Origin of the sequence: Mycoplana dimorpha (assembly GCF_003046475.1) — a bacterium.
Taxonomy (GTDB): Bacteria; Pseudomonadota; Alphaproteobacteria; order Rhizobiales; family Rhizobiaceae; genus Mycoplana; species Mycoplana dimorpha.
This window is the reverse complement of sequence record NZ_PZZZ01000003.1, coordinates 267,565-293,058: the sequence shown is the minus strand read 5'-3', so window position 1 is coordinate 293,058 and position 25,494 is coordinate 267,565. Positions and strand designations below refer to the sequence as shown.

General features: G+C 66.8%; 25 protein-coding genes. 12 read left to right on the top strand and 13 right to left on the bottom strand.

Annotated elements, in window-relative coordinates:
* Positions 1-2: 2 nt before the first annotated feature.
* The 11 genes from nuoD to C7449_RS08245 all read right to left on the bottom strand — a co-directional run bounded on the left by nuoD (position 3) and on the right by C7449_RS08245 (position 9,947).
* Positions 3-1,217: an NADH dehydrogenase (quinone) subunit D gene (gene nuoD / locus C7449_RS08295; protein WP_108002321.1), complete on the bottom strand. Its 1,215-nt coding sequence runs from the start codon at positions 1,215-1,217 to the stop codon at positions 3-5.
* Positions 1,214-1,783: an NADH-quinone oxidoreductase subunit C gene (locus C7449_RS08290; protein ID WP_108002320.1), complete on the bottom strand. Its 570-nt coding sequence runs from the start codon at positions 1,781-1,783 to the stop codon at positions 1,214-1,216. The genes nuoD and C7449_RS08290 overlap by 4 nt, the downstream gene beginning before the upstream one ends.
* Complete coding sequence (locus tag C7449_RS08285) at positions 1,780-2,283, bottom strand: NuoB/complex I 20 kDa subunit family protein (RefSeq protein ID WP_108002319.1); 504 nt, start codon at positions 2,281-2,283, stop codon at positions 1,780-1,782. The genes C7449_RS08290 and C7449_RS08285 overlap by 4 nt, the downstream gene beginning before the upstream one ends.
* On the bottom strand, positions 2,271-2,636 hold the full coding sequence (locus C7449_RS08280; protein ID WP_108002667.1) for an NADH-quinone oxidoreductase subunit A: 366 nt from the start codon (positions 2,634-2,636) through the stop codon (positions 2,271-2,273). The genes C7449_RS08285 and C7449_RS08280 overlap by 13 nt, the downstream gene beginning before the upstream one ends.
* Before the next feature lie 116 nt (positions 2,637-2,752).
* Positions 2,753-4,192, bottom strand: coding sequence for an NADH-quinone oxidoreductase subunit N (locus tag C7449_RS08275; protein WP_108002318.1), 1,440 nt, complete (start codon positions 4,190-4,192; stop codon positions 2,753-2,755).
* Positions 4,189-5,664, bottom strand: a complete 1,476-nt coding sequence (locus C7449_RS08270; RefSeq protein ID WP_108002317.1) for an NADH-quinone oxidoreductase subunit M — start codon at positions 5,662-5,664, stop codon at positions 4,189-4,191. Before C7449_RS08270 ends, C7449_RS08275 begins: the two co-directional genes overlap by 4 nt.
* Before the next feature lie 8 nt (positions 5,665-5,672).
* The gene (locus C7449_RS08265; RefSeq protein WP_108002316.1) at positions 5,673-7,433 is read right to left on the bottom strand and encodes a Na(+)/H(+) antiporter subunit D; all 1,761 of its coding nucleotides are present in this window, start codon (positions 7,431-7,433) and stop codon (positions 5,673-5,675) included.
* Positions 7,426-7,680 (bottom strand): hypothetical protein, encoded by a 255-nt coding sequence (locus tag C7449_RS08260; protein ID WP_108002315.1) that lies wholly within the window; start codon positions 7,678-7,680, stop codon positions 7,426-7,428. Before C7449_RS08260 ends, C7449_RS08265 begins: the two co-directional genes overlap by 8 nt.
* Positions 7,677-9,140, bottom strand: coding sequence for a monovalent cation/H+ antiporter subunit D family protein (locus tag C7449_RS08255; protein WP_108002314.1), 1,464 nt, complete (start codon positions 9,138-9,140; stop codon positions 7,677-7,679). The genes C7449_RS08260 and C7449_RS08255 overlap by 4 nt, the downstream gene beginning before the upstream one ends.
* 4 nt (positions 9,141-9,144) lie before the next feature.
* Positions 9,145-9,447, bottom strand: coding sequence for an NADH-quinone oxidoreductase subunit NuoK (nuoK, locus tag C7449_RS08250; RefSeq protein ID WP_108002666.1), 303 nt, complete (start codon positions 9,445-9,447; stop codon positions 9,145-9,147).
* On the bottom strand, positions 9,447-9,947 hold the full coding sequence (locus C7449_RS08245) for an NADH-quinone oxidoreductase subunit J (protein ID WP_108002313.1): 501 nt from the start codon (positions 9,945-9,947) through the stop codon (positions 9,447-9,449). Before C7449_RS08245 ends, nuoK begins: the two co-directional genes overlap by 1 nt.
* Before the next feature lie 364 nt (positions 9,948-10,311).
* Between C7449_RS08245 and C7449_RS08240 the strand changes: the two genes are divergently transcribed.
* From C7449_RS08240 to C7449_RS08225, 4 genes are read left to right on the top strand one after another with little or no spacing between them, the layout of a single operon-like run.
* On the top strand, positions 10,312-11,355 hold the full coding sequence (locus C7449_RS08240; RefSeq protein WP_108002312.1) for an ABC transporter substrate-binding protein: 1,044 nt from the start codon (positions 10,312-10,314) through the stop codon (positions 11,353-11,355).
* A gap of 11 nt (positions 11,356-11,366) precedes the next feature.
* Positions 11,367-12,503: an ABC transporter ATP-binding protein gene (locus C7449_RS08235; protein WP_108002311.1), complete on the top strand. Its 1,137-nt coding sequence runs from the start codon at positions 11,367-11,369 to the stop codon at positions 12,501-12,503.
* A gap of 14 nt (positions 12,504-12,517) precedes the next feature.
* The gene (locus tag C7449_RS08230) at positions 12,518-13,753 is read left to right on the top strand and encodes an ABC transporter permease (RefSeq protein ID WP_245414328.1); all 1,236 of its coding nucleotides are present in this window, start codon (positions 12,518-12,520) and stop codon (positions 13,751-13,753) included.
* A 6-nt stretch (positions 13,754-13,759) separates the two neighbouring features.
* Positions 13,760-14,569, top strand: coding sequence for an ABC transporter permease (locus C7449_RS08225; RefSeq protein WP_108002309.1), 810 nt, complete (start codon positions 13,760-13,762; stop codon positions 14,567-14,569).
* Between the two features lie 68 nt (positions 14,570-14,637).
* Here the strand turns inward: C7449_RS08225 and C7449_RS08220 are convergent, their stop codons facing one another.
* Positions 14,638-16,149, bottom strand: a complete 1,512-nt coding sequence (locus C7449_RS08220; protein ID WP_108002308.1) for an acetyl-CoA hydrolase/transferase family protein — start codon at positions 16,147-16,149, stop codon at positions 14,638-14,640.
* 191 nt (positions 16,150-16,340) lie between these two features.
* A complete protein-coding gene (gene putA / locus C7449_RS08215) occupies positions 16,341-20,018 on the bottom strand; it encodes a trifunctional transcriptional regulator/proline dehydrogenase/L-glutamate gamma-semialdehyde dehydrogenase (RefSeq protein ID WP_108002307.1) in 3,678 nt (1,225 codons plus the stop codon).
* 194 nt (positions 20,019-20,212) lie between these two features.
* Here putA and C7449_RS08210 point away from each other — a divergent pair, with 194 nt between their 5' ends.
* The 8 genes from C7449_RS08210 (at position 20,213) to paaB (ending at position 25,396) form a co-directional block, all read left to right on the top strand.
* Positions 20,213-20,707, top strand: coding sequence for an Lrp/AsnC family transcriptional regulator (locus C7449_RS08210; protein WP_108002306.1), 495 nt, complete (start codon positions 20,213-20,215; stop codon positions 20,705-20,707).
* Between the two features lie 123 nt (positions 20,708-20,830).
* Positions 20,831-21,139 carry a DUF6074 family protein gene (locus C7449_RS08205; protein WP_108002305.1) on the top strand — a complete coding sequence of 103 codons (309 nt, stop codon included), beginning with the start codon at positions 20,831-20,833 and terminating at the stop codon, positions 21,137-21,139.
* Between the two features lie 251 nt (positions 21,140-21,390).
* Positions 21,391-21,867, top strand: a complete 477-nt coding sequence (locus C7449_RS08200) for an RrF2 family transcriptional regulator (protein ID WP_108002304.1) — start codon at positions 21,391-21,393, stop codon at positions 21,865-21,867.
* Between the two features lie 98 nt (positions 21,868-21,965).
* Complete coding sequence (locus tag C7449_RS08195) at positions 21,966-22,169, top strand: hypothetical protein (RefSeq protein ID WP_108002303.1); 204 nt, start codon at positions 21,966-21,968, stop codon at positions 22,167-22,169.
* Positions 22,170-22,450: 281 nt separating this feature from the next.
* Positions 22,451-23,089 (top strand): TetR/AcrR family transcriptional regulator, encoded by a 639-nt coding sequence (locus tag C7449_RS08190; protein WP_108002302.1) that lies wholly within the window; start codon positions 22,451-22,453, stop codon positions 23,087-23,089.
* Positions 23,086-23,991: a phenylacetic acid degradation operon negative regulatory protein PaaX gene (gene paaX, locus C7449_RS08185; protein ID WP_245414327.1), complete on the top strand. Its 906-nt coding sequence runs from the start codon at positions 23,086-23,088 to the stop codon at positions 23,989-23,991. The genes C7449_RS08190 and paaX overlap by 4 nt, the downstream gene beginning before the upstream one ends.
* A 119-nt stretch (positions 23,992-24,110) precedes the next feature.
* Positions 24,111-25,100: a 1,2-phenylacetyl-CoA epoxidase subunit PaaA gene (gene paaA, locus C7449_RS08180; RefSeq protein WP_108002301.1), complete on the top strand. Its 990-nt coding sequence runs from the start codon at positions 24,111-24,113 to the stop codon at positions 25,098-25,100.
* An 11-nt stretch (positions 25,101-25,111) separates the two neighbouring features.
* Positions 25,112-25,396: a 1,2-phenylacetyl-CoA epoxidase subunit PaaB gene (gene paaB, locus C7449_RS08175; protein WP_108002300.1), complete on the top strand. Its 285-nt coding sequence runs from the start codon at positions 25,112-25,114 to the stop codon at positions 25,394-25,396.
* The last annotated feature ends 98 nt before the right edge of the window (positions 25,397-25,494 follow it).

Genomic DNA, 25,494 nt, shown 5'->3' with positions numbered 1-25,494 from the left:
CTTTACTTGTCCACCTCCGCCATCACCGGGTCGAGGCTGCCGAGCACGGCGATCATGTCGGCCAGGTAGCGGGCATTGCTCACCCCGAACAGCCCCTGCAGATTGACGAAGGATGGGGCCCGCACCTTCATGCGGAATGGTTTCGGCGTGCCGTCGCTGATGATGTAGAACCCAAGCTCGCCCTTCGGCGCCTCGATCGCCGAGTAGACCTCGCCCTTGGGCACGACGAAGCCATAGGCCGACAGGTCGAAATGCTGGATCAGCGCCTCCATCGAGCAGTGCACGCGCTCCTTGTCGACCGGGAAGGCGATGGTCGGCATGTCGACCTGGAAGCGGCCTTCCGGCATCTGATCCAGGCATTGCTCGATGATGCGGATGCTTTCTCGCATCTCGTCGACCCGGCACCGCCAGCGCGCGTAACAATCGCCCTCGGTTCGGGTGATCACCTTGAAATCGAGCCGGTCGTAGATCTCGTAGGGCTCGTCGCGCCTGATGTCCCAGTCGACGCCCGAGGCGCGCAGGTTCGGGCCGCTCAGGCCGAGGTCGATGGCGTCCTCGCCGGAGATGATGCCGACCCCTTGCGTGCGCTTCAGGAACACCCGGTTGGTTTCGAGCAGTTGCTCATAGTCGCGGATCCGGTTCGGGAAGATCTCGCAGAACTCGCGGATCTTCGGCAGGAAGCCGTCGGGCAGGTCCTCGCGCACCCCGCCGACCCGGCAGAACGAGGTGTGCATGCGCGCCCCGGTGATCATTTCCATGATGTCCATGATCATCTCGCGCTCGCGCATGACATACAGCAGCGCGGTCATGGCGCCGAGGTCCATCGGCAGCGCGCCGGTGATCAGCAAATGGCCGGAGATCCGGGCCAGTTCGGCCATCAGCACGCGGATGTACTGCGCCCGGATCGGCGCCTCGATGCCGAGCAATTTTTCCACCGCCAGCGCAAAGGCCAGGTTGTTCGAGGGTGGGCAGAGGTAGTCGAGCCGGTCGGTCAGCGGGAAGATCTGGGTATAGGTAAAGCTCTCCGCCAGCTTCTCGGTGCCGCGGTGCAAATAGCCGATGTGCGGGTCCACCCGCTCGACGAACTCGCCGTCCAGCTCGAGCACGAGCCGGAGGACCCCATGGGTGCTGGGGTGCTGCGGGCCGAGGTTGAGAAGCACTTCCCTGGTATTGAGCGCTTCGCCTTCCGGCCTTTCGAGTTCGGTGACTTCGGTCATTTTCTAGGCTCCGGCGTCAACTGGCTCCCCTCAGGTATGTCCCTGGTGACGAGGTCGGGCTGCGTCGGCGGCGGCCCTTCGGCGCCAAAGGGGTTCAGCTTGTCCCTGTAGCCGCGCAGCGGGAAATCCTTGCGTTGCGGAAAGCCCTCGAAGCCCTCCCACATGTAGATGCGGCGCAGGTCGGGGTGGCCCTCGAAGCGGATGCCGTACATGTCCCAGGCCTCGCGCTCGTGCCAGTTGGCGGTGCGCCAGACGCCGGTGACCGAGGCGACCTGCGGCGGATCGCCGAGCCGGCACTTGATGCGGACCCGCCATTTGTTCGCCAGCGAATAGAGATGGTAGACCGCCTCGAACCGCGGCGTTTCGGGATAGTGATCGACCCCGCAGATGTCCGAAAGGAAATTGAACCGCAGCGCCGGATGCTCCTTCAGGAACCGGCAGAACTCGACGATTTGTTCCGGCGGAACGGCGAAGACATCGATGCCGTGCACAGGGCCAAGGTCCTCGATCGCTGCTCCGAAGCGCTCCAGGATCGGGGCGCGGTCCAGCGGCGGCCGCACGCTCATGACGCGACGATCCGATCGAGAGGCGTTCCGGCCAGCGCCCGGGACCTCCTGATCTTCTCCTGCAGCAGCAGGAAGCCGTGCATCAATGCCTCGGGGCGCGGCGGGCAGCCGGGCACATGCACGTCGACCGGCACGAAGGTTTCCGACCCCTGCACCACGGCATAGGTGTTGTAGACGCCGCCGGATATCGCGCAGGTGCCCATGGCGATCACCCAGCGCGGCTCCGGCATCTGGTCGTAGAGCCGGCGCACCACCGGGGCGAATTTCCGCGTCACGGTGCCGGCGATGATCATCACGTCGGACTGCCGCGGCGAGGGGCGGAACACCACGCCGAACCGGTCGAGATCGTAGCGGGCGCAGCCGGCCGAGATCATCTCGATGGCGCAGCAGGCAATGCCGAAGGTCTCCGGCCACAGGGCCGAGCTCCGGCTCCAGTTGATGACGCTGTCGGCCGTCGTGAACAGCACGCTGTCGCGGATGGCGTTGCCTAGTCCTCCCATTCCAGCGCTCCCTTCAGCCAGGCGTAGGCGAAGCCCACCAGCAGCAGCAGCATGAAGACGAACATCTCGACATAGCCGACCGGGCCGATCTCCTTCAGCACCACCGCCCAGGGAAAGAGGAACATCGCCTCGACGTCGAACACCACCAGCAGGATCGCGAGGATGAAGAACGGCACCCGGAAGCGGCCGCCGGCCGCCTCGCCCGCGGCGTCCATGCCGCATTCATAGGGCGCGTTCTTTTCACGATAGGGATTGGACGGGCGCAGCAGCGAGGAGACGAACATCGTCCCGCCGGCCACCAGCACGATCCCGGCAACCATGAAAAGAACCGACAGGAACTCCTTCGCAGTCATATCGGCCACCCGCGAAAGGGGGCTTGCGCGAACCGGACGCTCCGGGAAAAACCCCGGGGAGCAACCCGGGTAATCCTTTGAACCGCCAGTTTATTCCGATGGGCGGAGCATTGCAATCAACCGCCGAACACCGATTGTTGCGCCAGCCGCAGGAACCAGGCCGGAAACAGGCCGATGCCGATGGTGCCGGCGGCGGTGACGGCGAGCGCGGCGCCGACCATCGGGGTCAGCGCCGGCTCGAACGCCCGCTTCGGCTCGCGCATGTACACCAGCATGACGATGCGGATGTAGAAGTAGGCCGCGACGGCGCTGAGGAGCACGGCGACGACCGCCAGCAGGACATGCCCCCGCGCCACCAGGGCGACCAGCACGTAGAACTTGGCAAAGAAGCCGGCCGTCGGCGGAATGCCGGCCAGCGAGAAGAGATAGAGCAGCATCAGCAGCGCCAGGACGGGATGCGGCCGGGCGAAGCCGGCGTAGTCTTCGATGACCTCGCCTGAGGACGTGCCGTTGCGCATCATGATGACGGCGGCGAAAATGCCGAGGTTCATGAACGCGTAGATCAGCAGATAGAGCATGACGCTCGCAATCCCGTCGGTGCCGCCGGCGACGACGCCGAACAGGGCGAAGCCGGCATGGGCGATGCTGGAATAGGCGAGCAGGCGCTTGAAGTTGTCCTGCACCAGCGCCACGAAGCTGCCGAGCGCCATCGTCACCACGGCAAGGACGGCGACGACGATCCAGGCATTGGACTCGGCGACCAGCGGATTGAGGAACACCCGCAGGATCACCGCGAAGCCGGCCGCCTTCGGGCCCACCGACATGAAGGCGGTGATCGTCGTCGGCGCGCCTTCGTAGACATCCGGCAGCCACATGTGGAACGGCACCGCGCCGACCTTGAAGACCAGGCCGGCGATGACGAAAACCACTGCCAGCAGCAGGCCCGGATCGACCGGGTCGCCGGTCACCGCCGCGCCCATTGCATCCAATTGGGTGGTTCCGGTGAGGCCGTAGACCAGCGACACGCCGTAGAGAAAGATTCCGGTCGAGACGGCGCCCAGGATCACATATTTGAGCGCCGCCTCGTTGGACCGGCGCTCCCGCCTCAAAAAGCCGGTCAGCACGTAGGTGCAGATCACCGTCAGTTCGAGGCCCACATAGATCGACAGTAGGTCGGTCGCCGAGGCCATGATCATCATGCCCGAAAGGGCAAAGAGCAGCAGGACATAGTATTCGCTGCTGCCGATCCCCTCGAAGTCGGCATATTTGCGCGACAGCAGGAAGGTCAGCAGCGTCGCCAGGTAGAAGATCAGCTTGAAGAACACCGAGAAGCGATCGGCGATGAACATGCCGGCATAGGCCGGCCCCGCCCCGCCGGCCGGCACCAGGGTAAACAGAGCGGCGACCAGCACCACCGCGATGGAGACCCAGACGAAGAGGTCGTGCCGTTTCTTCCGCACGACCTGTCCGAGGATCAGCAGCATGCAGGCCCCGATGACCACCACGATTTCGGGCAGGCTGGCCAGCGCCGACTGGTAAAGTGCCGCGGCGTTCATGGGCCGCTCCCCGCGCCGTGCACCTGCACCAGCAAGTGCCGCACCGAGGCGTCGATGATGGAGAGAAATGGCTTCGGATAGAGCCCGACCCAGAGCACGAAGATCGCGAGCGGCACGATCGCCGCCATCTCGCGGGCGTTGACGTCGCGGATCTTGGAGAGGCCGGCAGCCGACACGGGACCGAGCGACACCCGGCCGTACATTCCAAGCAGATAGGCGGCGCTCAGGAGCGCACCCAAGACGGCGACGGCCCCCAGTGCCAGGTTGGCGGCGAACCCGCCGGAAAGCACCAGCAGTTCGCCGACGAACGAATTCGTCCCCGGCAGCGCCATCGACGACAGCGTGAACAGCGCCAGGAACGAGGTGTAGACCGGCGCCAGCTTCATCAGGCCGCCATAGTCCGCAATGCTGCGCGTATGGGTCCGCTCATAGATCAGCCCGACCAACAGGAACAGCGCTCCGGTCGTCACGCCATGATTGAACATCTGCAGGATGCCGCCCTGCAGGCCGCGCAGGTTCAGCGCGAATATCCCCAGCGTCACGAAGCCCATGTGGCTGATGCTGGAATAGGCCACCAGCTTCTTCAGGTCGTCCTGCGCCAGCGCCAGCAGTCCGCCGTAGACGATCGCCAGCGCCGACAGCGCCAGCATCAGCGTCGAGTAGTACAGCGACGCCTCCGGCAACATTGGCAGCGAGAACCGCAGGAACCCGTAGGCGCCCATCTTCAGCAGCACGCCGGCCAGGATGATGCTGCCGGCCGTCGGCGCCTGCACATGAGCGTCCGGTAGCCAGGTATGGACCGGCACCATCGGCACCTTGACGGCAAAGGCGATCAGGAAGGCGAAGAACAGCCAGGACTGCACCGCAAACGGCAGGTTATGCGCCGTCAGCGCAATGATGTCGAAGGTCTCGCCGCCCTGGAAATAAAGGGCGATGACCCCGACCAGGAACACAAGGCTGCCTGCCAGGGTGTACAGGAAGAACTTGAAGGCCGCATAGACCCGTCCCTCGCCGCCCCAGACCCCGATGATCAGGTACATCGGGATCAGCATCGCCTCCCAGCAGACGTAGAACAGGAACAGGTCGAGGGCGCAGAACACCCCCAGCATCAACGCCTGCATGACGAGCAGGCTGACCATGAACGCCTTCACCCTGCGGTCGATCGCGGCCCAGGAGGCGAGCACGCAGACCGTGCCCAGAAGCGCCGTCAGAAACACGAACAAGGCGCTGATGCCGTCGACGCCGAGCGAAAAGGTGATCCCGAGCGCCGGCACCCACCGGTGGCGCTCGACAAACTGCATCGCGTGCGTGGTGGTGTCGAAGCCGGCGAGCATGGCGATGCAGAGCGCGAGGTCGAGGATCGTGACGCCGAGCGCCGTCCACCGCACCGCACCGTCGCCGCGCAGGAGCAGCAGCAGGGCGGCCCCGACGGCTGGTGTGAAGACGATGAGGCTGAGCAGCGGCAATCCCATCGCTCCCCCTATCGCCACACCACGGTGAAGACGACGACGGCGGCGATGACGCCGGCGATCATAGCGAGCGCGTATTGGGTGACCACCCCGGTCTGCAGCCGCCGCAGCGTCGCGCCGCCGCGCAGGATCGAGCGGGCGACGCCGTTCACGACGCCGTCCACGCCGGAAAGGTCGATCCGTAGCCCCGTGCGGGCCGCCCCGTGCAGGAAAGGCAGCACCACCGTCTCCGACACGCTGCTGACCGCCTGCTCGTAGCGCGCCAGCGGCCTTTGGGCGAGCCACATGAAGGCGCGCGCGCCCTTGCGGTAGAACCAGTCGGTGTCGAGGCTGATGGTGTTTTCGGGGTCGAGCGCCTTGAGGAACAGCACGAATCCCAGGGCGGTGAACATCAAAAGGCCGAGGCTTTCCGTGACATGCTGGCCCGTATAGGGCTGGAAGTCGACCGGATAGGGCAGCAGCGCATAGAGCGGCTGCGGGAACACGCCAATCCCGATGCAGAGCACCGCCGCCATGCCCATCGCCACCAGCATGTTGCGCGGCGGCTCGCGTGCCTCAAGCTTCCGGTCGGTGCCGAAGAACATGTAGTAGGGCAGCTTCAGCCCGGTGTGCAGGAACGTCCCCGACGAGGCCATCGTCAGCGCCAGCATCACCAGCGCCCGGTGATCCTGCCCGGCCGCGGCGATGACCATCGATTTGGTGACGAAGCCGGAGAAGAACGGGAAGGCCGAGATCGCCAGCGCGCCGACCATGTAGAGCGCCACCGTCAGCGGCATGGCCTTGTAGAGGCCGCCAAGCTCGGTGAGCTTGCGCCGGCCGGTGACCTGGATCACCGCGCCGGCGCCCATGAACAGCAGCGCCTTGTAGAGGATATGTGCAAACGCGTGGCTGGCGGCGCCGTTCACCGCCATCTCGGTGCCGATGCCGATGCCCGCCACCATGTAGCCGACCTGGCTGACGATATGATAGGCCAGCAGCCGTCGGCAGTCGTTTTCCAGCACCGCGTAGATGACGCCGTAGATCGCCATGATGGTGCCGAGCCAGACCAGCAGCTCGGTGCCCGGGAACGCCCGCGCCAGCACGTAGACGGCGGTCTTGGTGGTGAACGCGCTCATGAACACCGCGCCGGTCACGGTCGCCTCCGGATAGGCGTCGGTCAGCCAGGCGTTCAGCGGCGGCACCGCCGCATTCAGCAGGAAGCCGGCCAGGATCAGGTAGGTGCCGGCGCTGGCGGCGCTCTCGATCGGGCCGAACAGCATCGATCCGGTGCCGAGCCCGTGCAGGATGATGCCGCCGAAAAGCACCAGCCCGCCGGTGACGTGCACCATCAGATAGCGGAACCCGGCGCGGATCGCCGGCCCACCGCCTTGCGCGAACACCAGGTAGGCGGAGGCAAACGCCATGGCTTCCCAGAACAGGTAGAGGGTCAGGTAGTCGCCGGCGAACACTACGCCGAGCGCGCTGCCGACATAGACGAAGGCCGCCACGTGCTGGCCGGCCCGGGTCAGGTGCAGCGCATAGACCGTGCCGATCAGCGCCATGATGCTGAAGACGGTGGCGAAGACGAGGCTCAGCTTGTCGACCCTGGCGAGCAGGATGTCCTGCCCGAGGAAGCTCGCCGCGCCGTAGCTGCCCGGCCGCATGGTCAGCACGGCGAGGATCGCCAGCGCCGGGATCAGCAGCAGGTAGGCCTTGCGCGCCGATCCCTTGAGGAAGGGGATCGGCAGGCTGCCGAGGATGAAGAGCAGGCCCGGGTGGACGAAGTCACTCATAATAGTCCTCGCGCCGCATCAGCCCGGCCCGATGGCCGAGAAACTTGGAGACGAAGATCAGGACCACGCAGGAAAAGAACCCGTAGGCGGCCGACCAGCCCGGCAGGCGCTCCCACAGGTAGTCGGTGCTTTCGCGCGGAACGACGAAGTCGGCGATGACGACCAGGACGAGCACGAGGTAGAACAATCTCCGGCGCTGCCTGGCATGGGCCTCGTCCCCGAAGAAGTCGACGATGCGCCGGATCATCGCACCACCCCGTCCGCGAGCGTGAGGAAATAGCCGGGAAAGATGCCCATCAGCACCGAAAGGATTGCCGTCGCCACCAGCGGCGCCGCGACCAGGGGGATTTCACGGACCTTCGACAGGCTCTCCTGGGTCCCCGCCTCGAAGAAGGCGGTGTAGCTGACCGGCAGGAAATAGGCGGCGTTCAGCACCGAGCTCACCAAGAGCACGAGCAGGAAGGCCATCTGCCCGGCGTCCGCCGAGCCCTGCACCAGGTACCATTTGCTGACGAAGCCCGCGGTCGGCGGGATGCCGATCATGCTCAGCGAGGCGACGAAGAAGGCCCCCATCGTCCAGGGCAGCCGCCGGCCGATGCCGGCCATGTCGCTGATGTTGCGCTTTCCCGAGGCGCAGAAGATCGACCCGGCGCAGAAGAACAGCGTGATCTTGGAGAAGGCGTGCGCGGCGATGTGCACGATGCCGCCGACCATCGCCACGGGCGACAGCAGCACCGCGCCGAGCACGATGTAGGAGAGCTGGCTGACCGTCGAATAGGCGAGCCTGGCCTTCAGGTCGTCGCGGGTCAGGGCATAGACCGATGCCATCAGGATGGTGAACGACACCAGGTAGGCGGTGGCGATGCCGAGGCCCAGTTTCGCCACCAGCCCGACCCCGAAGACGTCGAACACCACCCGCAGCACGCAGAACACGCCCATCTTGACGACGGCGACGGCATGCAGCAGCGCGCTGACCGGCGTCGGCGCCACCATCGCAGCCGGCAACCAGGCGTGCATCGGCATCACCGCCGCCTTGGCGAAGCCGAACAGGTAGCAGAAATAGACGACCGTCAGCAGCATCGGCGCGGCCTCGGCCTTGGCGAGCAGCCCGCCTGCCACGAAATCGAGTGATCCAGCCAACTGGTACGTCAGGGCGATCGCGGCGAGAAGCGCACTCTTCGAGGCGCCCATCAGGTAGACCAGGTACCTGCGGGCGCCGCGCCAGGCCTCATCGTCCTCATGGTGGTAGACGAGCGGGTAGGTGACGAGGCTGAGCGCCTCGTAGAAGATCACCAGCGTGAACAGGTTGGCGGAAAAGGCGCCGCCGACGGCGGCCGCAATGCTGGCGGCGAAGCAGGCGAAGAACCGGGTCTGCGCGTGCTCGTTCAGGTGGCGCATGTAGCCGATCGAGTAGATCGCCGCCAGGATCCACAACAGCGAGGAGACGGTGGCGAACACCATGCCGAGCGCATCGGCCCGGAAGGCAAGCGCGATGCCCGGCAGGATCTCGAACAGGCGCAGCTCGACGCTGCCGCCGGCAAGCACCGTCGGCGCCATCGAGGCAACGATCGCAAACAGGATGACGGCGGCGAGCGGCGAGACCAGATCGCGCAGCCGCTCGCGGCGGTTCAGGAACAGGATGGCGAGCGCCGCCAGCCCAGGGACGGCGATGGCAAGCAGCGGCCGGATCGAGATCGCCGGGTCCAAGCCGCTATCCTTTCATGATGGTGACGTCGTCGACCTTGAGCGTGGGCTTGTTCCTCACCAGGGCGACCAGGATGCCGAGGGCGACGGCGACTTCCGCGGCGGTGATGGCAATGACGAAGAGCGCGAAGATCTGGCCGCGGAAATCGTTGGACTGGCGCCCGAAGGCGATGAAGTTGATGTTGACGGAGTTGAGCATCAGCTCCAGCGACATCAGCACGACCAGGATATTGCGCCTCAGCAGCACGCCCGCCGCGCCGATCACGAACAGGGCGACGCCGAGCAGGAGGTACCAGGCAAGCGGAACCATCATCCCGGCTCCTTCCGCGCCAGCACGATGGCGCCGACCAGCGCCACCAGCAGGATGACCGAGGCCGCTTCGAACGGCAGGAGATAATCGGCAAAGAGCGTCGTGGCGAGCCGCCTGATCTGGTCGCGCCCGGTCGCCAGGGCGGGTTCGGTCCCCGAAAAGCCGTTGCTCCACAGGATAAGCGCGATCATCTCGACAGCCAGAAGGGCAAGCAGCATCATCGCCGGCAGGTTGTCGCCCGGCAGGAACCGCTGCAACGTCGCCTCGCGGACATCGACCATCATGATCACGAACAAAAACAGGACCATGATCGCGCCGACATAGACGAAGATCTGGATGACGGCGAGCAGCGGTGCGGCGAGCAGCACGAAGATCGCCGAGACCTGCAGGAAACACGCCATCAGCGCCAGCGCGCTATGGACCGGATTGCGCGCCACGACCACCGCCAGGGCCGTGATCACGGCCACCGCAGCAAACAGTAGGAAGAGCCCCTGATCCATCGACTCCGATCCTCACGCGAGATCTCGCAGAGCGCGAGACGGCCGGATTCGGTCTAGTTCAGCACTTCAGGGTATAGTGGCAAATCTTGCCCCAGGATGCACTTTTTCACAAGGTCATTATCTGGGCGCCCCGCCGTTGGGGCGGCGGCCGCCTTTGGCGCGCCGAAGGCTGCCCCGCGGCATCCGCATTGAGCGGTGCGCGCGCCCCGCGGCGAAAAGTCATAGCAGCTGATAAGCGCCACTGATGCGCCCATGACGGTTACTTATTTGCACCACGGCATGTCGGAACATAGCGTTCGTCAACAGCCCGCAGGCAAGACGGGCGGCGTGACAAGCACATAAATGATCTTCAGAGAGGGATATCATGGTCAGCAAACGCATGTTTCTGGCAGCGACGACGCTCGCCTATGGCCTGGCTCTCGGTGCGGCGATGGCCGCCGAGCCGCTTTCCGTCATGAGCTTCGGCGGCGCCTATCAGGAAGCCCAGCGCAAGGCGGTGTTCAACGCCTATGCCGAAGCGACCGGCCGTCCGGTGTCCGAACAGGAATACGGCGGCGAGATCGCCAAGATCAAGGCGATGATCGACAGCGGCAACACAACGCTCGACGTGGTGGATGTCGACGCGCCCACCCTGCTGCAGGGATGCGACGAGGGCATTTTCGAGCCGATCGACTGGGAGAAGATCGGGCCGAAGTCGGAATGGCTCCCCGGCACCACGTCGGACTGCGGCGTCGGCACGATCGTCTATGCGACGATCCTCTCCTACGACGAGGAGAAGCTCGCCAACAAGCCGACCAAGCTCGCCGACCTGTTCGATCTCGAAAAATTCCCCGGCAAGCGCGGCCTGTGGAAGAACCCGGCCACCAATCTCGAATTCGCGCTGCTCGCCGACGGCGTCGCGCCGGACGCCGTCTACGAGACGCTGTCGACCCCGGAGGGCCTCGACCGCGCCTTTGCCAAGCTCGACACGATCAAGGACCAGATCGTCTGGTGGGAAGCGGGCGCCCAGGCGCCGCAGCTGCTCGCCTCCGGCGAGGTGACGCTGACGACCGCCTGGAACGGCCGCATCTTCAACGCCAACAAGGAGGGCCGCAAGTTCGGCATGGTCTGGGACAACCAGATCCTCGATTCGAACTTCTGGGCCATTCCCAAGGGCGCCAAGGACATCGAGGGCTCGCTCGCCTTCATCCACTTCGCCGTCGAACCCAAGATTCTCGCCGCGACTGCGAAGTACATTCCCTACGGTCCCGTCCGCACCACGGCGGCGGCCGAAGTGGCGCCGGAAGACGCCAGGAACCTGCCCACCAGCCCCGCCAACCTGACGACCTCGCTCACGCTCGACAATGCCTTCTGGGCCGATCACGGCGACGAGATCAGAAAGCGCTTCACCACCTGGCTCTCCAACTAAGAGGCAGGTCGATGAACACGATATCGCTGGAAAGGAGGCGGCTCGGCGACGAGCCGCCAACCCGCAGTGCTGCCGAGGACATGGTGGTCTTCGAGCGGGTGCAGAAGACCTACGACGGGCGCACGCTCGTCGTCGAGGACCTGAACTTGGCCGTCCGCCGCGGTGAGTTCCTGACGATGCTCGGGCCGTCCGGCTCCGGCAAGACGACGACGCTGATGATGCTCGGCGGCTTCGAGCAGCCGACCAGCGGTCGCATCCTGCTGGAGGGACAGGCGGTCGAGCGTCTGCCGCCGGAACGCCGCGACATCGGCTTCGTCTTCCAGAACTATGCCCTGTTTCCGCACATGACGGTGCGCGAGAACGTCGGCTTCCCGCTGCGCTATCGCGGCGTGAAGGGCGCGGAGGCCGCCCGGCGCATCGAGGATGCGCTGGAAATGGTCCAGCTCGGCGGCCTCGGCGAGCGCCGGCCGGCGCAATTGTCCGGCGGCCAGCAGCAGCGCGTCGCGCTCGCCCGCGCGATGGTGTTCAATCCGAAACTCATCCTGATGGACGAGCCGCTCGGCGCCCTCGACAAGCAGTTGCGCGAGCATATGCAGATCGAGATCAAGCAGATCCAGCAGCGCCTCGGCATCACCATGGTCTATGTGACGCACGACCAGTCGGAGGCGCTCACCATGTCCGACCGGATCGCCGTCTTCCACCAGGGCCGCATCCAGCAGCTCTCCGATCCGGTCACCCTCTACGAGCAGCCGGAGAACCGCTTCGTCGCGGGCTTCATCGGCGACAACAACACGCTTGCCTGCGAACTCGCCGGCACCGAGAACGGCCTTGTCGTCGTGCGGATGCAGGACGGGACGCGGCTTCTGACGACCGGTCCCGCCGGTTCGCCGGGAGAGAGCATGACCGTTTCGCTGCGCCCGGAGCGACTTGGCCTCGATACCGGCAGCAGGCAGGGCGCGCACAACCGGATCACGGCGCGGGTGCTCGACAAGACCTTTTTGGGCGACCGGGTGCGCCTGGCGCTCGAAGCCTTCGGCGATGCGCGCCTCGTCGCCAGCCTGCCGGCGGCCGAAGGGGCGGCGATCGTGCCGGGCTGCACCGTCGCCATGGCCTGCGCCGCCGCCGATTGCCGGACACTGACGAGGTAGTCATGGCGCAAACGATGTCCCTTGCCACCCCGCTGTCCCGCCCGGATCTCCGCGCAGCACTCCGGCGGGCCGAGCGGCCGAACCGCCTCAGGGCGCTGGCGCTCGCCTTGCCGGCGCTGCTTTTCCTGATCGTCACCTTCGGCGCGCCGATCGGGCTCTTCCTCACCACCGCGGTCCGAAACCCGGAGGTGCGCCATATCCTGCCGCAAACCGTAAGTACGCTCGACCAATGGGACGGTCAGGGCGTTCCCGGCGAGGAAGCCTTCGCGGCGCTCGCGGCCGATCTTGCCCGCGCCAAGGAGAACAGCACCGCCGCAGCACTCGGCAAGCGGCTGAACTATGAGAGCGCCGGCATGCGCAGCCGCATCATGTCGGTGACGCGCCATCTCGGCAGTTTCGCGGACGGCCCGCTGGCCCCGCAATTTATCGCCCTCGATCCCGCCTGGGCCGACACCGAACTCTGGGCCATCATCAAGCGCAACGGCGCGCCGGTGACCCTCTATTACCTGCTGACGGCCGTCGATCTCGGGCAGGACGCCACAGGCGGCATCGGCCGGGTCGCGGCCGACCAGGCCGTCTTCCTCGACATCCTCGGTCGCACCCTCTGGATCGCCGGGCTGGTGACGGTCGCAACCCTGCTGCTCGGCTTTCCGACAGCCTACGTCATCTCGCTGGCACCGGCGCGCGTGGCGGGTCTGATGCTCTTGATGGTGCTGCTGCCGCTCTGGACCTCGCTTTTGGTGCGCACCACCGCCTGGGTCGTGCTGCTGCAGACCGATGGCGTCATCAACCAGGTGCTGCTCGCGCTCGGCCTGACGACCGAAAAGCTGCAGCTGATGCTGACGCGCTTCGGCACCGTGACCGCCATGACCCACATCCAGCTCCCGTTCACGATCCTGCCGATCCTCAGCGTCATGAAGTCGATCTCGGAGGGGCAGATGCGGGCGGCGCGCTCGCTCGGCGCCCCGCCGCTTGCCGCCTTCTGGCGGATCTATGCGCCGCAGACGCTGCCCGGCGTGGCGGCCGGCTGCCTGATGACCTTCATCCTGTCGCTCGGCTATTACATCACCCCGGCGCTCGTCGGCGGTCCGCGCGACCAGATGGTGTCGAACTTCATCGCCACCTACATCAACCGCGACCTAAACTGGGGCATGGCCGCCGCCCTTGCCTGCCTGCTCCTCGTCATGACGCTCTCCATCTATCTCGCGTTCCTCCGCATCGTCGGCGCGGAACGCATCAAGCTCGGGTAGAGAACCATGTGGCTTCCCGCTTACGCGACCCGCAGCGAACGGCTCGGCCGCCTGTTCGTCGTCCTGTTCGCCGTGGCCGTGCTCGTCTTTTTGATCGGGCCGCTCTTCGTCGTTTTTCCGCTCTCGGTCTCGAAGGATCCGTTCTTCACCTTTCCGATCAAGGAATATTCCTGGCGGTGGTATGCCGACTTCTTCGAAAACACCCGCTGGACGAAGAGCCTCGTGAACAGCCTGATCGCCGCGGTCTTCAGCACCGCGCTCGCAACGCTCCTCGGCACGCTGGCGGCACTCGGCATCAGCCGGCCCGGCTTTCCCTGGCGCAAGGCCGTCATGGCGCTGATGATCTCGCCGATGATCATGCCGGTCGTCATCGTCGCGGTCGGCGCCTACATGTTCTTCGGCGCGCTCGGGCTGACCGACACGCGCACCGGCCTGGTGCTGGCCCATGCCGGCCTCGCCATCCCCTTCGTCGTCGTCACCGTGCTCTCGGCGCTGTCGACCTATGACGCCAATCTCACCCGCGCCGGCGCAAGTCTCGGCGCCGGACCGGTCAGCGTGTTCTTCGCCGTCACCCTGCCGCTCATCCTGCCCGGCATCGTCTCGGGCGCCCTGCTCGCCTTCGCGGTATCCTTCGACGAGGTGATCGTGGCGCTGTTCCTCACCGGCGCCGACCAGCGCACCCTGCCCGTGCAGATGTTCTCCGGGATCCGCGACCAGATCAACCCGACGATCATGGCGGCGGCCAGCCTGCTGACCACCGTGTCGATCGCGCTGTTCGTGCTGCTGAGCCTGATCCGTAGGGTGCGGCGCGCCTGAGCGGGCCGCCGGGCAATGTTATCATCGCCGCCGGCGGGATGCGTCGACAGGACGGCGTTCTACGCCGGTCAGCGCATCGAGCCGGTCTCGATGTAGCGCTGGTGCCACGACAGGGCCTCGCCCGGCAGCGTCGGGGTCTGCAGCCCGTACGAGCCGGCAAGCGCGCGTGCGTAATAGTCCTGGAGGGCAGGCCGGTAGTCCGGGTGCGCGCAGTTGTCGATGATCAGCCGGGCGCGCTGCTTGGGTGAAAGCCCGCGCAGGTCCGCCAGGCCCTGCTCGGTCACCAGCACCTGGACGTCCTGGCTGATGTGGTCGACGTGGCTCGCTTGCGGAACGATCGCCGAGATCTTGCCGCCCTTCGCCGTCGACGGGGTCATGAAGATCGACACATAGGCGTTGCGGGCGAAGTCACCGGAACCGCCGATGCCGTTCTGGATGCGCGAGCCCATGATGTGGGTCGAGTTGACGTTGCCGTAGATGTCGGCCTCGATCAGCCCGTTCATGGCGATGCAGCCGAGCCGGCGGATCAGTTCGGGGTGGTTGCTGATCTCCTGCGGGCGAAGGATCATCCGGTCGCGATAGCGGCCCATGTCGGCGTTCAGGCGGGCCGCCGCTTCGGGGCTCAGCGAGAAGGCGGTGGCCGAGGCCATGCGCAGCTTGCCGGCGTCGAGCAGGTCCAGCATGCCGTCCTGGATGACCTCGGTGAAGGCGGTCATGTCTTCGAACGGGCTGTCGACCAGCCCGGTCAGCACGGCGTTGGCGATGTTGCCGACCCCCGACTGGATCGGCAGCAGCGAGGCCGGCAGCCGCCCCTTCGCCACCTCGTGGGCGAAGAATTCGAGGAGATGGCCGGCGATGGCGCGGGCGACGTCGTCGGGCGGCGTGAACGGCAGGTTGCGGTCCGGCGCGTCGGTCTCGACGATGGCGACGATCTTGTCGGGATCGCAGCGGAAGGCGGTCTCGCCGATGCGGTCGTCGGACCGTGTGAGCGGGATTGGCACCCGGTGCGGCGGCAGCGCCGTGCCGTAGTAGATGTCGTGCATGCCCTGAAGGTCGGCGCTCTGCCAGTAGTTCAGCTCCAGGATTACCTTGTCGGCGCGATCGAGCCAGGTCTTGTTGTTGCCGACCGAGGAGGAGGGGATCAGCGAGCCGTCCGGCCGGATGCCCGAAATTTCGATCACCGCCGTGTCGAGCGGACCGAGGAAGCCCTGCCAGGCCATCGGCGCCACCTGGCTCAGGTGCATGTCGAAATACTCCATCTCGCCGCGATTGATCTTCTCGCGGGCGATGGGGTCGGAATTGTAGGGCAGCCGGAATTCGATGCCGTCGGCCTTGGCGAGCGCGCCGTCGAGCTCCGGTCCGGTCGAGGCGCCGGTCCAGACGCGCAGCCGGAAGGGGTCGCCGGCAGCATGCGCCGCCTCGATGCGGGCGGCAAGCGCCAACGGCACGGTCTTGGGATAGCCGGAACCGGTGAAGCCGCTCATCCCGACGGTCGAACCGCTATCGATCAGCGATGCCGCGTCCTCGGCACTCATCACCTTCGAGCGCAGCCGCTCGCACCCGATCCGTGTTCCGTTCATGTCTGCCTCTTCCGGTTTCCGGGCGCCGCAACGTCCGTCGGCACGCCCGCAATGAGGGGGTGGCTGAAAGGGCGGAGGCGGCGCTTTCCCCGGGGCTTGCGGCGGGCTGCTGCCCTGCAGTCCGCCTGCCGCGAACCCGGCGGACGCCGGGTCTGCCCGGCATCCGGCGGAAGGCGTCGCCTTCCTTTTCGTCAGCCGATCGCCATCAGGCTGGCATTGCCGCCGGCGGCGGTGGTGTTGATCGAGGTGGAGACCTCTTCCAACAGCCAGTTCAGGCAGTAGGCGTCGGCATTGGCGGCGGCGAGCGCCTCGGGCGAAGCGGCCTGGACCAGCACCAGCGGGCCCGGCAGGCCGGCGATCGTCTCGTTGACCGAGCGGATGCGCTCGGCGTCACCCTCGACGAGGGCCGCCGCATAGGGGCCGTTCTTCGCCCAGTCCTTCGACCAGGACAGCCGGGCGGCGACGCTTGGCGGCAGGTCCTTCAGCGCCCCCTGCAGGCCGCTGGCCGCGTCGATCACCATGCGGTTGCCGGTGGCGAGTGCCGCGACGATCTGGCCATAGAGGCCGGTCTCGGTCTGCGGCACCAGGAGCACCTGGCCGCGCGGATGCAGCGCGTACAGGTTCTTCTCGCCGACCGGGCCTGGCAGCTCGATGTCGAGGCCGAGCGCCGAGGCGCTGCCGGTGTCGCGGGCGGCCTGCGCCTGCGCGTTCATGCCACGCTGCCCCAGCCACTTGGCGAAGTCCGACAGCGCCGGATCGGTGTAGACCGAGCTGTGGTGCGGCGGGATCGGCGCGGTCTTCACCAGCCGGCCGAGATAGAGCGGTCCGCCGGCCTTCGGTCCGGTGCCGGAAAGGCCGCGCCCGCCGAACGGCTGGACGCCGACGATGGCGCCGATGACGTTGCGGTTGATATAGACGTTGCCGACCTTCACGCGGCTCGTCACATGCGCGATCGTCTCGTCGAGGCGGGTGTGCAGGCCGAAGGTCAGGCCGTAGCCGGTGGCGTTGATCTCGTCGATCAGCCGGTCGAGGTCCTCGCGCTTGTAGCGGATGACGTGCAGGACCGGGCCGAACACCTCGCGCTTCAGCTCCGAGATGCTGCCGAGCTCGATGATCGTCGGCGGCACGAAGGTGCCCTGCGCGGTGTCTCCGTCGAGGCTGAGCTGCTCGACCTTGCGGCCCTTGCCGCGCATGTCCTCGACGTGGCCCTCGATGACGCCCTTGGCCTCGGCAGTGATGACCGGGCCGATGTCGACGGAAAGCTTGTCGGTGCGGCCGATCGTCAGTTCATGCAGAGCGCCCTTCAGCATGGCGAGCGTGCGGTCGGCGACGTCCTCCTGCAGGCAGAGCACGCGCAGCGCCGAGCAGCGCTGGCCGGCGCTGTCGAAGGCCGAGGCGATGACGTCGAAGACGACCTGCTCGGCAAGCGCGGACGAATCGACGATCATCGCGTTCTGGCCGCCGGTCTCGGCGATCAGCGGGATCGGCCGGCCGTCGGCCGAAAGCCGGCCGGCAAGCTGTGCCTGGATCAGGCGGGCGACCTCGGTGGACCCGGTGAACATCACCCCGGCCGTTTCGGGAGCGGCGACAAGCGCCGCGCCGACGCGGCCGTCGCCCGGCAGGAGCTGCAAGGCCTCGGCGGGGACGCCGGCCTCGTGCAGCAGCCGCACGCCTTCGGCAGCGATCAGCGGCGTTTCCTCGGCCGGCTTGGCGAGCACCGGATTGCCGGTCACCAGGGCTGCGGCGATCTGGCCGGTGAAGATCGCCAGCGGGAAGTTCCACGGGCTGATGCAGACGACCGGGCCGAGCGGCGCATGCGTCGGGCCGAGGGTGCGGCGCGCCTGTTCGGCGTAGTAGCGCAGGAAGTCGATCGCCTCGCGCACTTCGGCGATGGCGTTCGGCAGCGACTTGCCGGCCTCGCGGGCGATCAGCCCGAGCAGGGTCGGCATGCGCGCCTGCATGGCGTCGGCGGCCCGCTCGAGGCAGGCGGCGCGCTCGGAAGGCGGGGCGGCGGCCCAGCGGGGTGCCGCGGCGGCGGCGAGCGTCACCGCCTTGCGGGCCGTCTCGTCGGAAGCCTCGGTGACCTCGCCGACGACGTCGCCGTGGTCGGCAGGGTTCAGGACCGGGCGGGTCTCGCCGTCGGCAACGCCGCTCGCAAGCTGCGGCGCGGCCTTCCAGCCAATGGCAGCACTGGCCTCGAGGGCATCGCTGAGCGCGGCCAGCGTGGTCTCGTCGGAGAGATCGAGGCCGGCGGAGTTCGGCCGGGCGCCGTAGAGCTCGGCCGGCAGGGCGATCTGGTCGTGACGGGCGCCGACGACGGCCATCGAGCGGACGACCTCGGCCGGATCGGCGATCAGGTCGTCGATCGATACGGCCGGGTCGGCGATGCGGTTGACGAAGGAGGAGTTGGCGCCGTTTTCCAGCAGGCGGCGGACGAGATAGGCAAGCAGCGTCTCATGCGTGCCGACCGGCGCGTAGATCCGGCACGGCCGGTCGAGATTGCCGCGGCCGACGACCTCGTCATAGAGCGGCTCGCCCATGCCGTGCAGGCACTGGAACTCGTACTTGCCGACCGAGTAGTCGGGACCGGCGAGGTGGTAGATCGTCGCAAGCGTCTGGGCGTTATGGGTGGCGAACTGCGGGAACACCGCGTCGGTGGCGGCCAGCAGCTTCTTGGCGCAGGCGATATAGGAGACGTCGGTGTAGATCTTGCGGGTGTAGACCGGGAACTCCGCGAGACCGTCGACCTGGGCGCGCTTGATCTCGGCGTCCCAGTAGGCGCCCTTGACGAGACGCACCATGACGCGCCGGCCGGAGCGGCGGGCGAGATCGATGATGTAGTCGAGCACGAACGGGCAGCGCTTGCCGTAGGCCTGGACGACGAAGCCCATGCCCTCCCAGCCGGACAGGTCCGGATCGGTGCAGAGGCTTTCGAGCAGGTCGAGCGACAGTTCGAGCCGGTCGGCCTCTTCCGCGTCGATGTTGAGGCCGATGTTGTAGGTCTTCGACAGCAGCGCCAGCGCCTTCACCTTCGGCAGCAGCTCGTCCATGACACGCTCGGCCTGGGCGCGCGAATAGCGCGGATGCAGCGCCGACAGCTTGATCGAGATGCCGGGGCCCTCATAGATGCCGCGGCCGGCCGAGGCCTTGCCGATCGCATGGATGGCGTTCTCGTAGTCGCGGTAGTAGCGCGCCGCGTCGGCGGCAGTCGTCGCCGCCTCGCCGAGCATGTCGTAGGAGTAGCGGAAGCCCTTCTGCTCAAGCGCCCGCGAGCGGTTCAGCGCCTCGTCGATCGTCTCGCCGGTGACGAACTGCTCGCCCATCATGCGCATCGCCATGTCGACGCCGCGGCGGATGACCGGCTCGCCGCAGCGGGCGATGAGGCGGGTGAGCGCCGCCGAGAGGCTGCGGTCGTTGACCGTGCCGGTCAGCTTGCCGGTGACGACGAGGCCCCAGGTCGCGGCATTGACGAACAGCGAGCGGCCGCCGCCGATATGCGACTTCCAGTCGCCGTCGGCGATCTTGTCGCGGATCAGCGCGTCACGGGTGGCGGTGTCGGGGATGCGCAGCAGCGCCTCGGCGAGGCACATCAGCGCCACGCCCTCCTGGCTCGACAGCGAGTATTCCTGCACCAGGCCTTCGACGCCGGTGCCCTTGTGCTTGGCGCGCAGCGCGGTGATCAGCTTGCGGGCGGTGGCTGCGACGGCGCGGCGCTGCTCGGGCGACAGCGTCGCCTGCTCGAGCAGCGGTGCCAGGCACTCGGCCTCCGGGCGGCGATAGGCGGCGGTGATCGCCTGGCGGAGCTGATCCTGCGGGCGGATCGGCGGGGCGAAATCGGCAAAGGGACGGCGAGTGGAGGGCTGTGTCATGGGGGCGCGCTCATGGTGAAGAAAGGCGTTTCAGGACGGCGGATCCGGCCCGGCCGCGCCGTTGCCGCCGGTCTCGTCCGGCGCCCGTCTCGCAGCGGCCGAATGTTAGCACCGAAGCAAAAATCATGTTGACTTGATTTTCACTGGAAATAGGCAGATCGATCTATTTATCAATTGAATTGGAGGCTGATTGCATGGCGAAGACGCATGATATCGAAAATTTGGATCAGTTCGACCTTCGCATCCTCGACGTCCTCAGCCAGGACGGCCGGATCTCGGTGACAGAGTTGTCCAGGCGGGTTGGATTGTCAAAGACTCCCTGCCAGGCGCGGCTGAAGCGGCTGATCGACGAGGGATTCATCCTCGGCTTCCACGCCGAGATCAACCTGCGCAAGCTCGGCCTCGACCACGTCGCCTTCGCCGAGGTGAAGCTGTCGGACACCCGCGAGAAGGCGCTGGAGGCGTTCAACGCCGCAGTCCGCCGCATCCAGGAGGTCGAGGAGTGCCACATGATCGCCGGCTCGTTCGACTATCTGCTGAAGGTCCGCACCTCCGACATCCGCAGGTACCGCGAGGTGCTCGGCGAGAAGATCTCCAGCCTGCCGAACGTCGCCAACACCTCGACCTTCGTGGTGATGCAGGCGGTGAAGGACAGCAGCGCCACCAACATCGCGGCGGCCCTTCCCTGAGCCGCCCGCCCCTGGACGCCCTTCGCTGCCGCGCCCATTCGAGACACGACGGGCGCTTCGGAAACCCGGCATTAACCATGCACCCCGTATGCAGGACCGACCGCATCGAGGGGACAGCATTTCATGAGCGCAGCATCCGTAACCGTCAGTCACGCGTCGAGCACGGCGCCGATCCCGTTCCCGATGGCGCGCCGCACCGGCATCGTGCGGCGTTGCGCGGCCGAACTGGAGGCGCTGCACGGCGAGCCGGCGCTGCGCTACTGGCGCGCCGAATGCCGCAAGCTTGCGAACGAGCTGGCGGCGCTCGGCTGCGACGAGGCGGAAATGCGCCTGCAGGTGCTCGACTTCCAGGACGAGGTGCAATGCGAACTGCGCCGGCGCCACGAGGCACGGGCGGCACGAGCAGCGCGCGGTGAATCCGGTCTGGCCTGAGCCGCATTGATCGTGCCGGGGCGCCGTCCCGGCCGATTCGCCGGCGGCATGAACTGCCGCGGCTAAAATATACTTTTTTTATATGTTTTTAGCACTTGCGTGCCTAAAATGCGTCGGAATCATCCGTATTGGTAGCCGGCATTCGTTTTCCCGGACAGGCGGGTGGCAGTTCCCGAGCGGGCGCGGCGCAGGCGCGGCCGGATAGGCGCGCGCATGGCCGGTGCCGATGCGCAGGTGGAAAGCAGGCAGATATGCTGACGAAAAAGGGCAAATACGGGTTGAAGGCGCTGGTAGATCTGGCGCGGCTCGCGCCCGGCGAGACCGCCTTCGTCAGCGAGATCGCGCTGCGCAACAACATCCCGAAGAAGTTCCTCGACACGATCCTGCTTGAACTGCGCAATGCCGGCATCCTGCGCTCCAAGAAGGGACCGGGCGGCGGCTATGCGCTGTCGCAGCCGGCCTCGGCGATCCGCATCGGCCATGCCATCCGCGTGCTCGACGGGCCGCTGGCGCCGATCCGCTGCGCCAGCCGCACCGCCTTCGAGGCCTGCGACGACTGCGCCGACCCCCAGGCCTGTCAGGTGCGCCGCGCCATGACGGAGGTGCGCGACGCGATCGCCGCGATCCTCGACACGATGACGCTGGAACAGTTCGTCGCCGCGCCGGGCGCCGCAGGCATCGTCGACGACGAGGTTCCGGAAAAGAAGGTCGTCGGCCGGACCGGCTGAGGCGTACCCCACCAAATCTATGGACTATTGACAGGCGCCGCATTTTCGCCATTATCCTTGCCAGGCCGTTAACGGCCGGGACGATCAGGGATGGATGCATGTTCTACATGGGCGGAGTGACGCTCGGCTATTTCTCGCCACGCGCGACCGATACCGATACGGCACCGGAGCAACCGGCACTGCCGGCGGTGAACTCGGTCGACCGGCCGAAAAACCGTCTGTCCGCCGTCATCAAGGCCATGTTCGCCCGCGAAATCGCCCGCCGTCAGCCGCACGTCTGGCCCATCCACGTCTTCTATTGATTCGCCACGCCCGCAGCCGCCTCGCCGGCTTCGGAAATACAGGGCCCTGCCAAGCAAGACGCCCCCGGGCTGTCACGTTGGGTAACTGGGGAGCGGCGAGCGTCGCCAGTTTGCAATTCGCGGCCACTGCGCTATAATTTACCGACCGACTGGTTAATCATATTTGCCGCGACCCGCCTCCACACCGGAGCCGGGCGCCGGAGCAACCGACAGACCAGACCTATCGGACGTTTTATCGGTCGCGCCGGCGCGCCGTCGCAGGCCAATCGCACTGGAGTCACATGGCCCGTACCCGCGCCCAGGATTACGACACCAAGCGCCTGGCGATCCTGCAGCGCTCCGCCGAGCTGTTCGCCAGGTTCGGCTTCCCCGGCACCTCGATCAACATGATCGCCGAGGCCTGCGGCGTCTCGAAGGCGCTGCTCTATCACTACTATCCGGATAAGGAGGCGCTGCTCTTCGACATCCTCAACGACCATCTGCAGGAGCTGGTCGAGGTGGTCGGGCAGGCCTCTGCCTCCACGGCCGATCCACGGCTGCGGGTGCGCGCCATCGCGCAGGCCCTGCTCGACGCCTATCGCGACGCCGACGCCGAGCACCAGGTGCAGATCGCCAATCTCAAGCTTCTATCCGACGAGCGCCGCCAGCGGCTGCTCGAAATGGAGCGGCAGCTGGTGGTGCTGCTGTCGGACGCGCTCGCTGAGGCGCTGCCGGAGATCGGCAGGGGGCCGCTGCTGAAGCCGCTGACCATGTCGATGTTCGGCATGCTCAACTGGCACTACCTCTGGTTCCGCGACGGCAAGGGACTGACGCGCGAAGACTATGCCGAAATGGTGACGACGCTGATCCTGTCCGGCGCGCCGCAGGTCGCCCAGCCGGCGTCGCAGGACGGCAAGGTCAGCCGGGTCGGCAGCCGATGACCACCCGGGGCCGCACGCAGGCGAGCGAGAACACCCCGCTGCGGCAGGCCTTGTCGCAGGTGCTGGAGCGCCTGCAGTCGCAGCCGTCGCGCACCTGGTCGATCATCATCACCTTCTATGGCGACGCGCTGCTGCCGCGCGGCGATTCGGTCTGGCTCGGCACCCTCAATGCCTTCTTCAAGGGCCTCGACATCGGCGACGGCGTGGTGCGCACGGCCATGTCGCGGCTCGCCGCCGACGGCTGGATCGAGCGCAACAAGGTCGGCCGCAACAGTTTCTACCGGCTCGGGCAGAAGGGCCGCGAGACCTTCCTCGCCGCCGCCAACCGCATCTATCACCCGCGGCCCGACGGCTGGGACGGCCACTACACCCTGCTGATGCCCCTGCCCGGAGCCGACCGTGAGGCGCTGCGCAAGGCACTGGAAGAGGCGGGCTTTGGCACGCCCGTGCCCGGCACCTGGATCGCGCCGTCCGCCTGGGACCTTCCGGAAATTGCCCGCGACGAGCCCCGGCTTTGGGCCGAGGGTAGCGCGGCCGACATGCGCGCGTTGGCAGAGCGCGCCTGGCCGGTCGCCGAGCTTGCCGGCCACTACCGCCACTTCATCGCCGATTTCGCCCCGCTGCTCGCCGCCCTCGACCAGGGCCTGCACCCCTCCGATCTCGGCGCGATCACCGCCCGCGTCCTGATGATCCACGAATACCGCCGCATCGTGCTGCGCGATCCCGGCCTGCCGGCGGCGATCCTGCCCGACGACTGGCCGGGGACGGCCGCCCGCCAGCTCTGCGCCGCGCTCTACCGCCAGTTGGCCTCCGCTTCCGAGCGCTGGCTCGACCAGAACGGCATCGACGAGGACGGCCCGCTGAAGCCGCCGCGGATTCCGATCGCCGACCGCTTCGTCTAGACGCCGGTGATTCCCGTTCGCTGCCCGGCGCCACAAGGTTGCGCCGCAACATGTTACAGAATTTTATTGTCGAGATGATTTTCGTCACATATAATCCGCCCAATCGACGGAGGTAGCTGATGTACACCCAAGCTCTCAACGCCAAGCCGGACGCCGGCGAGCCCCAGCTCGAGGATGCAGCGCTGCTCGAAGCGTTCCAGGCCCGCATCGATGCCGAGGATCGCATCGAGCCGAACGACCGCATGCCGGCCGCCTACCGCAAGACGCTGACGCGCCAGATCTCCCAGCACGCCCATTCCGAGATCGTCGGCATGCTGCCGGAAGGCAACTGGATCACCCGCGCCCCGTCGCTGCGCCGCAAGGCGGCGCTGCTCGCCAAGGTCCAGGACGAGTGCGGCCATGGCCTCTATCTCTACGCCGCCGCCGAGACGCTCGGCACCTCGCGCGAGGAGCTGGTCGACCAGCTTCTGACCGGCAAGGCGAAGTACTCCTCGATCTTCAACTACCCGACGCTGACCTGGGCCGACATCGGCGCGATCGGCTGGCTGGTCGATGGTGCTGCGATCATGAACCAGATCCCGCTCTGTCGCTGCTCCTACGGCCCCTATGCGCGGGCGATGATCCGCGTCTGCAAGGAGGAATCCTTCCACCAGCGCCAGGGCTACGAGATCATGGTGACGCTATCGAAGGGCAATGAGGCGCAGCGGGAGATGGCGCAGGACGCGCTGAACCGCTGGTGGTGGCCATGCCTGATGATGTTTGGCCCGCCGGATGCGGCAAGCCAGCATTCCGACCAGTCGACGAAGTGGAAGATCAAGCGCTTCTCCAACGACGAGCTGCGCCAGAAATTCGTCGACGCCACCGTGCCGCAGGCCCATTACCTCGGCCTGACGCTGCCGGACCCGGACCTGAAGTTCAACGAGCAGACCGGTCACTGGGAATACGGCGCCATCGACTGGGACGAGTTCAAGCAGGTGATTGCCGGCAACGGCCCCTGCAACCGAGATCGCCTCGCCGCCCGCAACAAGGCCCATGCCGAAGGCGCCTGGGTGCGCGAAGCCGCCCTCGCCTATGCCGAAAAACGCCACGCCCGCAAGGCGGCGGCCTGAGGAGACCCGACATGAAGGACGTCTTTCCCCTCTGGGAAGTATTCATCCGCTCGCGCAACGGCCTCGCCCACAAGCATGTGGGCTCGCTGCACGCCACCGACGCCACCCTGGCGCTGCAGGCGGCGCGCGACATCTACACCCGCCGCGGCGAGGGCCTGTCGATCTGGGTGGTGCCGTCGAACGCGATCACCGCCTCCGACCCCGCCGACAAGGAGATGATGTTCGAGCCGACCGCCTCGAAGATCTACCGCCACCCGACGTTCTACGACGTGCCGGAAGAAGTCGGCCATATGTAACCCGCGGCTTGCGGCCCGACCCCCCGCATGACGCCGGCGGCGGGACCGCCGGCCTGTATCCGTTCATCGTTCGCCTGACGGACGACCCTGGAGGCACC

Bases quoted from the DNA above. Each gene is read 5' to 3' on its own strand.
- nuoD (WP_108002321.1), bottom strand. From the start codon at position 1,217: ATGACCGAAGTCACCGAACTCGAAAGGCCGGAAGGCGAAGCGCTCAAT.
- C7449_RS08270 (WP_108002317.1), bottom strand. From the start codon at position 5,664: ATGGGATTGCCGCTGCTCAGCCTCATCGTCTTCACACCAGCCGTCGGG.
- C7449_RS08190 (WP_108002302.1), top strand. From the start codon at position 22,451: ATGGCCCGTACCCGCGCCCAGGATTACGACACCAAGCGCCTGGCGATC.
- C7449_RS08240 (WP_108002312.1), top strand. From the start codon at position 10,312: ATGGTCAGCAAACGCATGTTTCTGGCAGCGACGACGCTCGCCTATGGC.
- C7449_RS08195 (WP_108002303.1), top strand. From the start codon at position 21,966: ATGTTCTACATGGGCGGAGTGACGCTCGGCTATTTCTCGCCACGCGCG.
- C7449_RS08210 (WP_108002306.1), top strand. From the start codon at position 20,213: ATGGCGAAGACGCATGATATCGAAAATTTGGATCAGTTCGACCTTCGC.
- nuoK (WP_108002666.1), bottom strand. From the start codon at position 9,447: ATGGTTCCGCTTGCCTGGTACCTCCTGCTCGGCGTCGCCCTGTTCGTG.
- C7449_RS08200 (WP_108002304.1), top strand. From the start codon at position 21,391: ATGCTGACGAAAAAGGGCAAATACGGGTTGAAGGCGCTGGTAGATCTG.
- C7449_RS08230 (WP_245414328.1), top strand. From the start codon at position 12,518: ATGTCCCTTGCCACCCCGCTGTCCCGCCCGGATCTCCGCGCAGCACTC.
- C7449_RS08235 (WP_108002311.1), top strand. From the start codon at position 11,367: ATGAACACGATATCGCTGGAAAGGAGGCGGCTCGGCGACGAGCCGCCA.
- putA (WP_108002307.1), bottom strand. From the start codon at position 20,018: ATGACACAGCCCTCCACTCGCCGTCCCTTTGCCGATTTCGCCCCGCCG.
- C7449_RS08290 (WP_108002320.1), bottom strand. From the start codon at position 1,783: ATGAGCGTGCGGCCGCCGCTGGACCGCGCCCCGATCCTGGAGCGCTTC.
- C7449_RS08205 (WP_108002305.1), top strand. From the start codon at position 20,831: ATGAGCGCAGCATCCGTAACCGTCAGTCACGCGTCGAGCACGGCGCCG.
- paaB (WP_108002300.1), top strand. From the start codon at position 25,112: ATGAAGGACGTCTTTCCCCTCTGGGAAGTATTCATCCGCTCGCGCAAC.
- paaX (WP_245414327.1), top strand. From the start codon at position 23,086: ATGACCACCCGGGGCCGCACGCAGGCGAGCGAGAACACCCCGCTGCGG.
- C7449_RS08245 (WP_108002313.1), bottom strand. From the start codon at position 9,947: ATGGATCAGGGGCTCTTCCTACTGTTTGCTGCGGTGGCCGTGATCACG.
- C7449_RS08280 (WP_108002667.1), bottom strand. From the start codon at position 2,636: ATGACTGCGAAGGAGTTCCTGTCGGTTCTTTTCATGGTTGCCGGGATC.
- paaA (WP_108002301.1), top strand. From the start codon at position 24,111: ATGTACACCCAAGCTCTCAACGCCAAGCCGGACGCCGGCGAGCCCCAG.
- C7449_RS08220 (WP_108002308.1), bottom strand. From the start codon at position 16,149: ATGAACGGAACACGGATCGGGTGCGAGCGGCTGCGCTCGAAGGTGATG.
- C7449_RS08225 (WP_108002309.1), top strand. From the start codon at position 13,760: ATGTGGCTTCCCGCTTACGCGACCCGCAGCGAACGGCTCGGCCGCCTG.
- C7449_RS08275 (WP_108002318.1), bottom strand. From the start codon at position 4,192: ATGAACGCCGCGGCACTTTACCAGTCGGCGCTGGCCAGCCTGCCCGAA.
- C7449_RS08285 (WP_108002319.1), bottom strand. From the start codon at position 2,283: ATGGGAGGACTAGGCAACGCCATCCGCGACAGCGTGCTGTTCACGACG.
- C7449_RS08260 (WP_108002315.1), bottom strand. From the start codon at position 7,680: ATGATCCGGCGCATCGTCGACTTCTTCGGGGACGAGGCCCATGCCAGG.
- C7449_RS08265 (WP_108002316.1), bottom strand. From the start codon at position 7,433: ATGAGTGACTTCGTCCACCCGGGCCTGCTCTTCATCCTCGGCAGCCTG.